At 62.9% G+C, this 13995-nt stretch carries 14 protein-coding genes; 10 read left to right on the top strand and 4 right to left on the bottom strand.

Annotated features, from left to right (window positions below; translation table 11 throughout):
- Nucleotides 1-68: 68 nt before the first annotated feature.
- Together LKX83_RS09105 and LKX83_RS09100 are read right to left on the bottom strand one after the other, a co-directional pair.
- A complete protein-coding gene (locus LKX83_RS09105) occupies nucleotides 69-347 on the bottom strand; it encodes a DUF2653 family protein (RefSeq protein ID WP_227881858.1) in 279 nt (92 codons plus the stop codon).
- A 6-nt stretch (nucleotides 348-353) separates the two neighbouring features.
- Nucleotides 354-800 carry a hypothetical protein gene (locus LKX83_RS09100; RefSeq protein ID WP_227881857.1) on the bottom strand — a complete coding sequence of 149 codons (447 nt, stop codon included), beginning with the start codon at nucleotides 798-800 and terminating at the stop codon, nucleotides 354-356.
- 138 nt (nucleotides 801-938) lie between these two features.
- On the opposite strand from LKX83_RS09100, the gene LKX83_RS09095 reads away from it, so the two are divergent.
- Entirely contained in the window at nucleotides 939-1565 is a 627-nt protein-coding gene (locus tag LKX83_RS09095) for a DUF309 domain-containing protein (protein ID WP_227881856.1), read from the top strand.
- Nucleotides 1566-1606: 41 nt separating this feature from the next.
- Here LKX83_RS09095 and LKX83_RS09090 read toward each other — a convergent pair whose 3' ends face one another.
- Nucleotides 1607-2200 (bottom strand): beta-class carbonic anhydrase, encoded by a 594-nt coding sequence (locus LKX83_RS09090; RefSeq protein ID WP_255654419.1) that lies wholly within the window; start codon nucleotides 2198-2200, stop codon nucleotides 1607-1609.
- Between the two features lie 57 nt (nucleotides 2201-2257).
- Nucleotides 2258-2587 carry an iron-sulfur cluster biosynthesis family protein gene (locus LKX83_RS09085; RefSeq protein WP_227881855.1) on the bottom strand — a complete coding sequence of 110 codons (330 nt, stop codon included), beginning with the start codon at nucleotides 2585-2587 and terminating at the stop codon, nucleotides 2258-2260.
- A gap of 126 nt (nucleotides 2588-2713) precedes the next feature.
- Between LKX83_RS09085 and LKX83_RS09080 the strand changes: the two genes are divergently transcribed.
- The 9 genes from LKX83_RS09080 to fni all read left to right on the top strand — a co-directional run bounded on the left by LKX83_RS09080 (nucleotide 2714) and on the right by fni (nucleotide 13697).
- Nucleotides 2714-4240: a carboxypeptidase M32 gene (locus LKX83_RS09080; protein ID WP_227881854.1), complete on the top strand. Its 1527-nt coding sequence runs from the start codon at nucleotides 2714-2716 to the stop codon at nucleotides 4238-4240.
- 101 nt (nucleotides 4241-4341) lie between these two features.
- Complete coding sequence (locus tag LKX83_RS09075; RefSeq protein ID WP_227881853.1) at nucleotides 4342-5442, top strand: aromatic acid exporter family protein; 1101 nt, start codon at nucleotides 4342-4344, stop codon at nucleotides 5440-5442.
- Between the two features lie 96 nt (nucleotides 5443-5538).
- Nucleotides 5539-6096: an outer spore coat protein CotE gene (locus LKX83_RS09070; RefSeq protein ID WP_227881852.1), complete on the top strand. Its 558-nt coding sequence runs from the start codon at nucleotides 5539-5541 to the stop codon at nucleotides 6094-6096.
- A gap of 244 nt (nucleotides 6097-6340) precedes the next feature.
- On the top strand, nucleotides 6341-7816 hold the full coding sequence (locus tag LKX83_RS09065) for a putative amidoligase domain-containing protein (protein WP_227881851.1): 1476 nt from the start codon (nucleotides 6341-6343) through the stop codon (nucleotides 7814-7816).
- A gap of 105 nt (nucleotides 7817-7921) precedes the next feature.
- A complete protein-coding gene (locus LKX83_RS09060; protein WP_227881850.1) occupies nucleotides 7922-9844 on the top strand; it encodes an MHYT domain-containing protein in 1923 nt (640 codons plus the stop codon).
- 154 nt (nucleotides 9845-9998) lie between these two features.
- On the top strand, nucleotides 9999-10946 hold the full coding sequence (locus LKX83_RS09055; protein ID WP_227881849.1) for a MerR family transcriptional regulator: 948 nt from the start codon (nucleotides 9999-10001) through the stop codon (nucleotides 10944-10946).
- Between the two features lie 87 nt (nucleotides 10947-11033).
- Nucleotides 11034-11186, top strand: coding sequence for a hypothetical protein (locus tag LKX83_RS09050; RefSeq protein WP_227881848.1), 153 nt, complete (start codon nucleotides 11034-11036; stop codon nucleotides 11184-11186).
- Nucleotides 11183-12658 (top strand): phytoene desaturase family protein, encoded by a 1476-nt coding sequence (locus tag LKX83_RS09045; protein WP_227881847.1) that lies wholly within the window; start codon nucleotides 11183-11185, stop codon nucleotides 12656-12658. Before LKX83_RS09050 ends, LKX83_RS09045 begins: the two co-directional genes overlap by 4 nt.
- Before the next feature lie 4 nt (nucleotides 12659-12662).
- Nucleotides 12663-13697 carry a type 2 isopentenyl-diphosphate Delta-isomerase gene (gene fni / locus LKX83_RS09040; RefSeq protein WP_227881846.1) on the top strand — a complete coding sequence of 345 codons (1035 nt, stop codon included), beginning with the start codon at nucleotides 12663-12665 and terminating at the stop codon, nucleotides 13695-13697.
- Nucleotides 13698-13995: the final 298 nt, after the last annotated feature.

Here is a 13995-nt window from a genome sequence, read left to right as displayed (position 1 = left end):
GCTGTCAATCGTCCGCTCGCAAAAAAAAGAGACGCTCCGCTCGGAGCGTCTCTGCACGCAGGTTCGGCTCACGCCTCGATCTGCGCATAAATCTCTTCGTCGAGCTGGAGCGAAATTTGCGACGGATACACCCGCTGGTCGTATTCCGCCAGCACGTACCGCATGATCGACTCCTTCAGGTTCGCCTCCACCAGGTAACGGCTTCGTCCCTGCACCCATACTTCCGCCGTATAGCCCTGGTCTTCGTCCCAGTTCAATTCGACTTCCACCGCGGCGACCGGCATCTCCTGCCGTTCAGCCATGTGGATGCACACTGCGTTAACGATCTCGTCCATCGTGATCCGCATCGGCGATTACCAGCGGCGCGGACCGTCGTTCGGGCCTTGCGGCTGATGCTGCCTGCGCCGCTTGAAGGCGTTGACGACCGCCATGATCGCGATGACGAGCAGGAAGATGGCCGCCAGGTTGACGAGCAGGCCGAGCATGTCGCCGAAGAAGCCCATGCCGCCGAACATCCCTCCGAACAGCATGCCGGCAAGACCGCCGATCATCATGCCTTTCATAAAGCTGCCGCCGCTCGTGAAGCCGCGGTTTTGCGTCGTCGAAGCGGCGCCGCCGGTCGATTTATTCGTGTCCGTGGTGCTCTTGGAGACGTTGTCCTGCGCTTTGGACGGCGTTTTGGTGAACGACTTTTTGCCGGAGCTGAACGACTTGCGCGCCGCATCCGAGACGTCAGCCGGCATCGCGATCGTCACGGTGAAGGCGAACAGAGTGAATACGAGCAGCAATTTCTTCCACATCTTGTGCAATTCCCCCCGATTGATTTAGGTTCATTAGGGTAATACGGACAACCTTGGGCGCGGTTTCATCTTTCGCCGCTTTTCGATCCTTTGACGCCGATCGGCTCGAAAGGTTTGAGTCGCGCGGCTGCTTGCGGTATGCTGAAGGCATCTGAAACGGCGCAAATGCAGCCGATCGGGGAACTGAATACGGGGGGAGGAACCGAAACGGCGATGAAGAAAGCTTACCCGTACCCGGCCGAATTCGTCGCGTTTTTGGCGGAATACCACGGGACGCGCGATTATTTCGAATGTCATGAGATTATGGAGGAATTTTGGAAACGCGAGCGGGAGAAGGGGGGGCGCCATGTCGGCTGTTGGCTGGTGCTGACCCGCCTTTCGGTCGTGCAGTATCATGCGCGCCGGGGCAACGGCAGAGGGGCGTTCAAGCTGCTCTCCAAAGCGAATGCCGAAATCGACGGCGTCTTGATGTCGGAAATCGGGCTGGACGGCGAGCGGCTGACCGCCATGATGCGGGAACGACTGGCCGCGTGGGGACAGCCCGAGGGCGTGCGCTACGACGATTTTAACTTGCCCATCCGCGAGCCGGCGCTGCGGGAAGCGGCCCGGAGGCGGTCCGCCGAGCTCGGCGCGGCGTGGCAGGCGGACGGCATGGCGGCCGGGGAGGACGTCGTTCATCGTCATGCGACGCGGGACCGCACCGAAGTCGAAGAAGCCCGCGCGGCATCGGCCCAGCGCAAAGCGCTAGACCGCCGGCAGGCTTAGGGAACGGGCGCTGGCGGAATACCGCTGCGCCCGGCCATTTTTCAGTAGTCGTTTCCGCTTGTTTGCTCCAAATATTTGTAGCCGTCTACCACCAGATCCAGCTTGCCCGTCTCCGGGTGGATCGTCAGGCCGTGCACCGGCGTGCCGGGCGGGAGCAGCGGGTGTTTGCGCACGATGTCGACGCTGTTCTCGACGCTCTTCGTGACGTTTTCGAAGCCGGTCAGCCAGCGGTTGAAGTCGACGCCCGAGTGATGCAGCGTGCGGATCGTTTGCTTGTCGATGCCCCGTTCGACCATATGGCCTACGACGACGTTCGGATCGATGCCGGTCATGCCGCAATCATGGTGGCCGATGATCATGACTTCGTCGCCCTTCAGCTCGTAGAGGGCGACGATGATGCTCCGCATAATGTTGCCGAATGGCGCGGTGATGATGGCGCCCGCGTTTTTGATGATTTTGGCGTCGCCGTTGCGCAAGTTGAGCGCTTTCGGCAGCAGCTCCGTCAGCCGGGTGTCCATGCAGGTGACGATGACGAGCCGTTTGTCCGGCTGCTTGTCCCGCAAATACGCCTCATATTCTTTTCTTTCGACAAAAGCTTCATTATAAGCCAGCACTTCTTCCAGTCTTCGCACCATCGCGTCTCTCCCTCTCGCTTGAAATTGCCGTTCAACCGTTTCTCTAGAAATGGCCGTTTAACCGTGACGGCGATCGACCGTCGCCAGCCGGTTGGTATAGATTTGCCCGTCGCTCGCGAGCGTGAAGCTCCGCTTGGCGGCGTCGTAGGTGATCCGCATCTCGTCGTCGAAAAACACCTCGTGCCGTTTCTCGTACCAGAGCTCGACCGGTCCGCCGTCCGCCCGAAGGTCGTCAGGCAGCGGCTCGTTGACGGCCCACAAGGCCGGCACGCCATTGACGGCGCAGCCGCAGCCTTCGGCGTCCGACACGAGCTTCCACGTGCGCGCCTCCGGACCGAACCGCGCCCGCAGCGCGTCGACCGCTTCCGCGCTCCATTTGACTTCCATCCCGATCACCCTTTCCCAGGCAGGCAGCAGGGGGACCTGCAACTTGCGCGTCATGTTGATTATAGAGATCGGGCCGGGTATGATCAAGGGGACGGCTACCAGTCTAGTTGAGGAAGGATGAATGCGATGGCGACCAGCGCCAACCCGCAGCCCGAGGGGCTGACCAGATTTCGGGAATTAACTCGGCAATTGAGGCAGTATGAAGAGCTGCTCGGCGTCGTGTATTGGGACATGCGGACGGGTGCTCCGCGCAAAGGCATCGAGCTCCGATCGGAAGCGGTGGGCACGCTGTCGGCAGAGACGTTCCGCATCGCGACTTCGACCGAGATGGGCGAGCTGCTGGACCGGTTGTCGGAGCCCGCGGCGTTCGAGGCGCTCGGCGAGATCGACCGCAAGCTCGTCGAGGAAACGCGCAAGGATTACGATCGCAACCGCAAGCTGCCGCCCGAGCTGTACCGGGAATACGTCGTGCTGACGTCGCAGGCCGAATCCGCCTGGGAGGAAGCCAAGGCGAACCGCGATTTTCCCGGATTCCTGCCTTATTTGGAGCGGATCATTGATTACAACCGGCAATTTATCGCTTTGTGGGGCGTGAAGCGCACGCCGTACGATACGCTGCTCGACATGTACGAGCCGGGGACGACCGTCGCCGAGATGGACCGCCTGTTCGGCGAGCTGCGGACCCGTCTCGTGCCGCTGTCCGAGGCGATCGCGGCGAACGGAGACCGGCCGGACACTTCGTTCCTGCAAGGAACGTTCGATGTCGCCGCGCAAAAGCGCTTCAGTCTTTACATCCTGAAGCAGATGGGGTACGACTTCGAAGCGGGCCGGTTGGACGAAAGCGTACATCCGTTCGCGACCGGGCTGAACCCGGGCGACGTCCGCATCACGACCCGCTATCTGGAAGACGACGTGACGAGCGCGCTGTTCGGAACGATCCACGAAGGCGGCCACGCCCTCTACGAGCAAAATATCGGCAAGGATTTGGCCGGCACGCCGCTTGGCAGCGGCACCTCCATGGGCATTCACGAATCCCAGTCGCGCTTGTGGGAGAACATGATCGGCCGCAGCCGGGGCTTCTGGGAGCGATACTTCCCGGAGCTGCAGCGGCATTTCCCTGGCCAGCTGGACGGAGTGAGCGCTGAGGCGTTCTACCGCGGCATCAACGTGGTGGAGCCGTCGCTGATCCGGATCGAGGCCGACGAGCTGACGTACAACCTGCACATCATGATCCGCTACGAAATCGAGAAGATGCTCTTTAATGAAGGGCTTCATCCGAAGGACCTGCAGGAAGTGTGGAACGACAAGTACAAAGGCGCGCTGGGCATCTCACCTAGACATGCAGGCGAAGGGGTGCTCCAGGACGTTCACTGGTCGGGCGGTTCGTTCGGCTACTTCCCGTCCTACTCGCTGGGGAATATGTACGGCGCGCAGATCATGGACACCGCCCAGCGCAAGATCCCGGCGCTAAACGATCAGATCGCCGCGGGCGAGCTGCTCCCGCTCAAGGAATGGCTCACCGGCGAAGTCTACCGCTTCGGCAAGCTGCTGCAGCCGTCCGAGATCATCCGGCGGATCAGCGGTCAGCCGCTCCAGTCGTCATACCTGTGCGACTATTTGGAGGCCAAGTACAAAGAGATCTACCGGCTGTAAGCGACGGCCCCCGGCCGCATCCCGCGCGATTCGCGCGAGGATGCGGTTTTTTGTTTGGGGTCCGGCCGGCGCTTTGACGGATCGGCGGACGGACTGCTACGATGAGAAGAACGGCTTGGCAATCGAAGGCAAACGGCGGGAAGGCGGAAGTCGGCATGCGGCCATCGGACAAACGAACCTGGTCAAACAAACTATTCGGGCTTATCGGTCTTCGGGTCATGAAAACCGCGATCGCAACGCTGACGGCGATCTACGCAGCGATTCTCCTGAACGTGGACAACCCGCAATCGGCCGGGATTCTGGCGATTCTGGGCGTCGATACGACCCGATGGCGCGGGCTCAAGACGGTGTTCGCCCGTTTGGGCGCTTCCGTGATCGGACTGATCGTCGCTTCGGTGCTGTTCGACGCGGTGGGCTTCCACATTTGGGCGCTCGGCCTGTTCATTCTCATCGCGTTTCCGCTGCTTACCCGCTTCGGGCTGAAGGACGGCATCGTGACGGGATCGGTTATCGTCTTCCACCTTTTCGCGCGCGGCGAGGTGACGCCGGACGCGATCCTGACCGAGCTCAAGCTGCTCGCGATCGGCCTCGGCTGGGCAACCTTTTTTAATCTGGTGTACATGCCCCGGGAAAATCAGGTGCTCGACGCGCTTCGCGCGCGGACCGAATCGATGTTCGCGTCCGTCTTCGCGGAGCTGGCCCGCTATCTCCGGGATCCCGGCGCGCTCTGGAGCGGAAACGAGCTGCTGGAGGCGGAGGCTGCGATCGAAGCGGGGATCGAGGCGGCACAGCGTTCCCGGGAGAACAGGCTCATCTGGCGAACGCGGCGCAACAGGCTCGTCCTGCAGGACGAGCCATGGCTGCTCTATTTTCATATGCGGCGCAGTCAGCTGGAGTCGATCCAGGCGATGTCAGAGCTCGTCGCGCTCGCCTCGCAGCGGGTGCCGCAGGCCGAATCCATCGCGCGGCTGTTCGAGACGCTGACGGACGACGTCCGCTCGGACTTTTACGAAGGGAACACCGAGCAGGCGCTGGACGAGCTGGAGCGGCAATTCCGCGGCATGCCGCTGCCGGCAACCCGGGAAGAATTCGAGACGCGCGCCGCACTCTTGCAGCTGTGCCGCGAATTGCGGCGCTATCTGACGATCGCCAGACGCGAAAAAAAACGCAGGTCTCCGCAGGCAGCCGCCCACATACAATGAGATGGAAGCTCTCCGTGCACGGATACATTTTTGTCACTCTAGACGAATGTCCTGCATAGACTTTTAATGAATTGATTGTATGGAGGAGGTCATTGCATGGCGATTGCGGATAAACGGCTGCAACGCAGGGAAATCATCACGAAAGCAGTTTGCGGCAAAGGCCGGAAGTTCTCGACGATTACCCATACCGTTACGCCGCCGCACCACCCCTCAAGCATCCTGGGGGCGTGGATCATCAACCATCAATACGAGGCGGTCCGTTCGGGGGACGGCATCGAGGTAGTCGGGTCTTACGATATTAACATCTGGTATTCGTACAGCAAAAACTCGCAGACGGACGTGGCGAAGGAGACGATCTCCTACACGGAGCTCGTGCCTTTGTCGTATGTAGACCCGCGCCATCGCTCCGCCACCGAAGAGGTTTCCGCGGATGCAACGCAGGAACCGAATTGCGTGGAGGCAACGATCAGCTCGAACGGATCTGCGGTGCTCATTCGCGTGGAGCGCGAATTCGCCGTTGAGATGGTCGCGGAGACCAAAGTCACCGTCGTGGTCGACCCGAGCGGATTCGACGAAGTCAAGGATGCCGATTTCGGACTGGATGACGGCGACTACGAAGATCTCGACTCGGATTTGCTCGAAGACGATCTGTAAGCGGCCCCCCAAGGCCGATACTTATGCGTATGCGGATGCGATCGAAAAGTCGAGGGCGGATGCCTGATCTTTGCGAAAAAAGCAGCCTATTTCATGCGAGCAGGACGGAGCTTGGCGCGCGCTGCGCGAGTTTCCGACGGCTCGCGGCCACCGGCAAAGGGTGGCACACAGGGAAGGGTCATCCGGTTTCGGCGTATCATCGCCGACGGGACGGCCCTTCCCGCTTTCTTGAGGGGGGATCGCGATGAATGGCGACGGCGGCAAGGTATGGATCGCGTCCGGCGGCCAGGACACGCCCCGCTGGGCGGTCGAAGCGGGCTTGGCCAAGCTTCCCGAAGGCGGGCCGGCCGGTCCTCTCGACGCGGTGTTGGCAGTCGGGGCGCGTCATGGGGGGAGCTTGAACGACGGCGCCTGGCATTGGAACGCGGTCGCAGCCGAGGTCGCATCGCTACCGTGGGCTGAGATTGCGCGCCGGCTGCGGCGCGAAGGGTTCTTGGTCTCGGAGGCGGCGCGCATCCGGCCCGGTCGCTCCGGGAGAATGGCGGGCCAGCGCTTCGGCCAGCGCCGCTTTACGGTGTCCGTGTTCGGTCTGACCGCCGCGGACGTTCGGCCCGACCCCGGCACCCGCGCGCGCGACGAAGAGCTGAGGCGCCGACTCGCGAGGGCGTCCGCCCGCGCGCTGTACGCGTTGGGTCTGGACTGCGGGAGCGTCGTGTGGGAAGTCGGCGCGTCCGGGCGTACGGGCGTCATCTCGGACCTTTCGCCCGAGCTGCGGCCGGAGACGCCGGAGGCCGAGGCGGTCTTTGCCCGGGCGGCGGCGGACTTCGCCAGGAGCTGGGCGGCGGAGACCGCGCCAGGCAGCGTGCCGCTGGCTACGCTCGGCGCCGATCCCGAGTTCGTCCTGCTCTCACCGGAGGGCAAGGTCGTGCCCGCGGCACGTTATTTGCAGCCGGGCGGCCGCGCGGGGTGCGACGCGGTCGTCGTTCGCGGCGTCCCGCGATGGGCGCTCGCCGAGCTCCGGCCCGATCCGTCGCCGGATCCTCACGCCGTCGCGGCGCAGCTGCGGCGCCTCCTCGCCGCCGCGTCCAAGGCGACGGGGGAGGCCCCGCTCGCCTGGCTGGCGGGCGCGTCCCCCGTGCCGGGGCTGCCGCTCGGCGGCCACCTGCACCTGAGCGGCGTCGCCCTGACCGGCGAGCGGCTGCGCGCGCTGGACAACGCGGTCGCGCTGCCGCTGCGGCTGCTCGAACCGCCGGACGCCGGCGCGCGGCGCCCGCGCTACGGTGCGCTCGGCGACTGCCGCGCCAAGCCGCACGGCGGCTTCGAGTATCGCACGCCGCCCAGTTGGCTCGTCTCGCCGCGGTTGGCCCGTGCGACGCTCGCGCTTGCGAAGCTGGCGGCGGAGCATGCCCGGGCGCTCGCGACCGGCAGGCCGCTGGACGTCGACGCGATGCGCGACGCGTTCTATGAAGGCGATCGGCCGCGACTGGCGGAAGGAGCCGAGCGCGTCTATGCGGCAATCCGGAAAACGAGCGGGTATGCCGAGTACGGACCGGACGTGGATGCTGTCTTTCTCGACGTCCGCGAAGGACGAACCTGGGACGAGCGGGCGGATATCCGATCGAAGTGGCGAATCCCGGCGCCGGGCGGACAAAGCGGGAGGGAGCGGCATGTCCGGCGCAACGGAGATGAAGGATCTTGTCGAACGATGGTGAGAACCTAGAGAAAATCGCGGAAGCGGCGGCGGAACGTTGATTTCCCGGCGAAATGGCTCTAAAATTTAGGCATCATGCCATGTCATGGTCGCGGGACAAGGAGGCGCTGCACAATGGATCACGAAGCGGGACAATACGATACGGTTTTGGTCCTGCTTTCGGTCTTCGTTTCCATCGCGGCCTCCTACACGACCTTCGATCTTGCCAGCCGCATGCTGGGCGCCCCGTCGAAAGCGCGCCGCGGCGCGCTTTACCTCTTCGCCTCCGCGATCTTCGGCCTCGGCGTCTGGTCGATGCACTTCATCGGCATTTTCGCCCATCCGATTCCGCTCCCGATCGAATACGACATCCCTTTGCTCCTCGTCTCCATCGCGCTGCCGATCATCGCTACCGCGATCGGCTTGTTCTTGATTCTCAAACCGCACGCCGGGAAGATGACGTTCGCGATCGGGGGCTTGTTTGCCGGACTCGCCATCCTATTGATGCATTTTACGGGAATGGCTTCGATGCATCTGTCCGGCCATATCGAATACAAGCTGCCTTTCGTGATCGCATCCGCCGCGATCGCGCTGGGCATATCGTACGTCGCGCTCCATCTCGCCTTCAGCCTCCGCACCTATATCCGCGGGGAGTCGATTCATCGAATGAAGCTGGTGAGCGCCGCGCTGCTCGGCCTGTCCGTAGCCGGCATGCACTTCGTCGCGATGGCGGGAACCGTAGTCATCCCCGATGACCGCCTCCGTCCGATGCCCGAATCGTCGCTCACTGACGACGGACTGGCCTTTTGGATCGGCTGCGCCGTCCTGCTGCTGTTCGCGGTCGTGCTCGCCGTCTTGTTCAAGGACAAGCACAAGGCCGTCCGCCAAGCGCAGGATTTAGAGCTGCGTTATATGTCCCTCTTCGAGCACAGCCCGGATATGGTGCTCTGCTATGACCCGAAAGCCGACAAAGCCATCCACGTGAATCCCGTGTTTCAAGAAGCGATCGGCTATTCGGCGGAGGAGTTTTCTGCGATGGACTGGGGGAAAGACATTCTGGCGGGCCCGGCGGACTATGAAGCCGTTCGCGCATGTTATCGGAACGTCATCGCCCGGCGCGGTGCCGGCAAGGTCGATTTCCGCGTGCGCAACCGGCTGGGCCGGGAAATGCTGCTGAGCGCCACGATGTTTCCCGTGTTTTTGCCGGATCGCACGCAGGTCTACTCGATTTCGAGAGACGTCACCGAGCAAGCGCGGACGGAGGAGGCGCTCATTCGGGCAAAGGAGCTTGCCGAAAATACGGACCGCATCAAATCGGAATTCCTCGCGACGATGAGCCACGAAATCCGCACGCCGCTGAACGGCATAATCGGCATCAACCATCTGCTGCTGGACGATCCCGATGCGACGACGACCCAGCGGGAGCTGCTCCACCTCCAGCGGCGCAGCGGCCAAGACCTGCTGCATGTCATCAACGACATCCTCGACTATTCCAAGATCGAATCGGGCAGCGTCACGCTGCACGAAGCTCCGTTTAACCTAACCGCCTGCATTGAAGAATGCGTCGAGCTGTTCGCGCTGCGCGCCGGCCAAAAGGGCATCCGGTTGGAGAGGCGCCTTTCGAGATCGGTGCCGCATCTGCTAGTCGGCGACGTCGGCCGGCTCAAGCAGATTTTGAACAATCTGCTCAGCAACGCCGTCAAGTTCACGCCCCATGGCGAGATTCGACTGGAAGCCGAAGTCGCCGACTGGCTCACAGACGATCGGGGGAGCAATGTCGCGCTGCTTCAGGTACGCGTGTCCGACACGGGCGTCGGCATCAAGCCCGAACAGCTTCACCTGCTTTTTTTGCCTTTCTCGCAGCTCGACGCCACGACCGAGCGCCGATTTGAAGGGACGGGCCTCGGGCTGGCGATTTGCCGCAAGCTGCTGGCCCAAATGGGCGGCAAGATTTGGGCCGAGGAAAACTGTGCCGTCGGCTCATGCTTCACGTTTCAAATTCCTTTGCGCACCCTGGACACGGGAACGGTCGGACGACAGCATTCCGCATCCGGTTGAAACACCGCATGTTGACTTCCCGTTTGCGCGGTCCGGATCGTTCCGGGTTCGCCTATTTTTAGCGTCATTTTCAGGTTTCGGTTTCAAAGCCGGACGCCGGGGGTAGAAAATTGTGTAAGGTTTGTCTAAGGATAAGGAGGGGCGGGATTAAGGATTGTACACGATTCGGCAAGTATCGGCAATGACCGGCATCCCTTCGGTGACGATCCGGGCTTGGGAGCGCAGGTACGAGGTGGTGCGTCCGAGTCGGACCGATGCCGGGTACCGGGTCTACGACGATGACGACGTGGCTGACCTGCACTGGCTCAAAGCGCGTCTGGAGGAACGGGGCATGTCGATCTCGCAGGCGGCCTCCCAGCTGAGACGTCTGCAAGAAGAACGACGCATGCACGACACCGCATCGCAGCCCAGAACGGATGTTTACGCCGAAACGGGCGAGCGCCTCTTGGCGTCGCTTCAGGCCTACCGACCCGATCGGGCCAGAGCGATCCTCGAGCTCGGATTTTCGATGTACGGTTACGAAGCGATGATCGGCCACGTCCTTTCGCCGCTCTTTCACCGCGCGGGAGAGGAGTGGGCATCCGGCCGGCTCACGGTCGCGCAGGAACATTACATAACGGAATTCGTCATGCAGCGCTGCATGGGCTTATTCGGACTGTTCCCGATCGACGACCGAATGCCGCGGACGCTGGCTTACTGTCCTTCCGGAGAGCGCCATCAGATGGGGCTGCTGCTGTTTTCGCTTTATTTGCGCCATCGGGGCGTCGACGTGTTGTACCTGGGGGCGGACACGCCGAACGACGGCATTGCGGAGATGATCCGCGAAGCGGGCGTTTCCGTTGTTGCCGTGTCTTTCGCCGACGTCGGCCGCTGCCGGGCAGTAATGGCGCACTTGGATGCCCTGCGGGAACGCTTCCCATCCTTGACGTTCGTCGTCGGCGGCCGGGGCGCCGAATCGCTGCCCGAACCGTATTCCGAGTACGCGCTGATCGGACGGCCCGACGTGTGGGCCGAATGGTTCGAGGTTCACGTGCGCGACGAGCCTGCCAGACCGGTGCGGCGCTACCCGAAAGAGGAGGAGAACGGATCGCGCCAATCCTAAAGCCCGATATCGCCGCTAAAGACACACCTGCAAGTAGAATGCGATGGCGGCGTTCACACTCGCCGGTCGAAATAGGAGGCTAATGATGTGGCCATGCAAGCGAGATGGGGAATGATGAAAACGAGACAAGGGAGGTACCGGGTGAACGCAGAGCTAGCCGCTCCGCCTGTCGCAGCCGGCGGGCGGCGTTCGGAGGTTCGCGCCGCGGGCTGCGGGACGGACGGAAGGGGGACGGCGTGAGGAAGGTCGTCGTGATCGGCGCGGGACTCGGCGGTCTGTCCGCGGCCGTCCGGCTTGCCGCCGCCGGATTCCAGGTGACCGTTCTGGAACAGCAGCCGGAGGTGGGCGGCAAGCTCCAACGAATCGAGCTAGGGGGATACCGGTTCGATCGCGGTCCGACCGCCATTTCGATGCGGCCGGCGTTCGAGCGCGTCTTCGCGTCGGCCGGCAGCCGGATGGAAGATTATTTGAAAATGTACCCGCTGCGTAAAGAAAACCGGCACATTTTCGCGGACGGGACGATCATCGATCTCAGCGATGATCCGCAGGAGATGGAGGAACAGATTGCCGCCTACAGCTGGGAGGATGCGCGGCAGTACCGGGCGTTCATGACCGAAGCAGGCGACATTTACCGGGCCGTGGGGCGCTTGTTCGATCGCCTTCGGCCGACCTGGCGGGATCGGGCCGATCTTCGACTGATGGCCGGCCTGCTCCGCTTTCGCCCGCTCACGACGCTGGATCAGCTGCTTCGACGCTATTTCCGCCATCCGAACACGCTCGCCCTATTCGGCCGTTACGCCACCTACCTTGGCTCATCGCCGGCAAAAGGGCCTGCCGTCGCTGCGTCGCTCGCGCACTTGGAAGCCGCGATCGGCGTTTACGGGATCAAAGGCGGCACGTACGAAATCGCATCCGGGTTGCGCCGGCTCGCCGAAAAGCTGGGCGCGGAGATTCGAACGTCCGTTCAGGTGACCCGCATCCTTTCGCAACGCGGGACGGTGCGGGGCGTCGAGACGGAGGCGGGAGACTGGCTGGCCGACGTGATCGTGGCGAACGGAGACCTGCTGAGCGTCAACCGGGGTCTGCTCGCGGAAACGGATCGGCCGCGACTGTCCAACGCCAGGATCGATTCCTACGAACCGTCGCTGTCGGCCTTCGTCCTGCTCGCCGGCGTCCGCAAAAAATTCGAAGTCCTGCGGCATCATACGGTGTTTTATCCGCCCGACTACGGGCGGGAATTCGACGACATCTTCCAGGGGCGAAGACCCCCGTCGGACCCTTCGCTTTACGTCTGCTTTTCGGGGCGATCCGAGATGGGCCTCGCGCCCGAAGGCGGCAGCAACCTGTCGATTCTCGCCAACGCACCGTACGAAACTTCCGCTTGGAATTGGACGGAGGAAGAAACCGGCTATCGCGATCGCCTATTGCGACGACTCGGCGATTATGGCCTGCGCGGCATCCATCGCGAGCCGGAAGCGCTGTCCGCGTATTCGCCTGCACAGCTGCGGCAGGATACGGCGGCTTACCGCGGCGGCATCTACGGCATGTCCGCCAATTCGAAGCGTCAGGCGCTATTCCGTCCGTCGAATCGCGGCGGATTGCGCGGCCTCTGGTTCGCCGGCGGGACGACGCAGCCAGGGGGATCGGCGATGGCCGCGCTCTCCGGGCAGATGGTAGCCGAGCATATCATAGCATCCTACGGAATGGGGTAACGGAGTGGACGAACATTCGGACATCCAGCGTCGCAAGCTGGAGCATATCGACATTTGCCTGCGGGAGGAGGTGGGCGGACTGGCGGAAGGCCCGGGCTTCGACGGGTATCGCTTCCGCCACCTGGCGCTGCCCGAGATCGACTTCGAGTCCGTCGATACCAGGACGACCTTCCTCGGCAAACCGATCCGAGCGCCGCTGCTCGTCAGCTCGATGACCGGCGGGACGCCGGAAGCGGGCGTCATCAATCGCCGGCTTGCGGCAGCCGCGCAGCGCAGGGGATGGGCGATGGGACTCGGCTCGGCCCGGGCGGCGCTCGAGCGAGAGGCGGCGGCCGAGTCGTTCCGGGTTCGGAAGGTAGCGCCCGATATTCCGCTGCTTGTCAACCTCGGCGCCGTCCAATTGAATTTGGGTTACGGGCCCGATGAATGCCGGCGGCTGTTGGCGTTGACCGAAGCGGATGCGGTGGTGCTGCATTTGAACGGGCTGCAGGAGGTGTTCCAGCCGGAAGGGGATACCGGGTTTGCCGGACTGCTCGACCGGATCGCATCGCTATGCGAACGTCTCGAGGCGCCGGTAGGGGTGAAGGAGGTCGGCTGGGGCATCGACGGAGGGACGGCGCGCCGGCTGTTCGAAGCGGGCGTCGCCTTCGTGGACGTGGCCGGAGCGGGCGGGACGTCCTGGAGCGAGGTGGAGCGGAGGCGGGGGCGGGATGCGACGAGGCGCCTTGCGGCCGAAGCGTTCCGCGACTGGGGCATCCCGACCGCGACCTGCATCCGCGAAGTGCGGGAGGCGGCGCCAGGCGGGATCGTCATCGGCAGCGGCGGCGTTCAAAGCGGCGTAGACGCCGCTAAAGCGTTGGCGCTTGGCGCCGATATGGCCGGCTTCGGCCGGGCGCTGCTCGCCGCAGCGGCGGAATCCGAGGCGCAGGTCGAAACGCAGCTCGAACGCCTCGAGTTCGAGCTGCGGGCGGCGATGTTCGGGATCGGCGCCGCAGACTTGGCTGCGTTGCGTCGAACGGATCGGCTCATGCGAGTCTAGCAGTGCGCGAGAGTGGGGAAGGGATTAGAGGCGGGGGACAGATGGAAGGAAGCGCATGTATTCGGTCCCCGGCGGCGGAGGCGAATGGGGGCAAGATGCTCAGAGTGCAGGGCGGCGTGAATGATATTTCGAATACATACTCGGGATTTAGGTGACCAGATCGAATATGTATATGATTTTTCGAATAAAAACGCAGGATTTAGGCGTCTGGTTCGGACATGTGTATGATTTTTCGAATACATTCGCGGGATTTAGTCGTCTGGATCGGATATGTGTATGATATTTCGAATACAATCGT

This window comes from Cohnella baijiui (assembly GCF_020731285.1).
Taxonomy (GTDB): domain Bacteria; phylum Bacillota; class Bacilli; order Paenibacillales; family Paenibacillaceae; genus Cohnella.
Note: the sequence above shows the minus strand (reverse complement) of the source record. Positions and strands in the feature narration are given on the sequence as shown.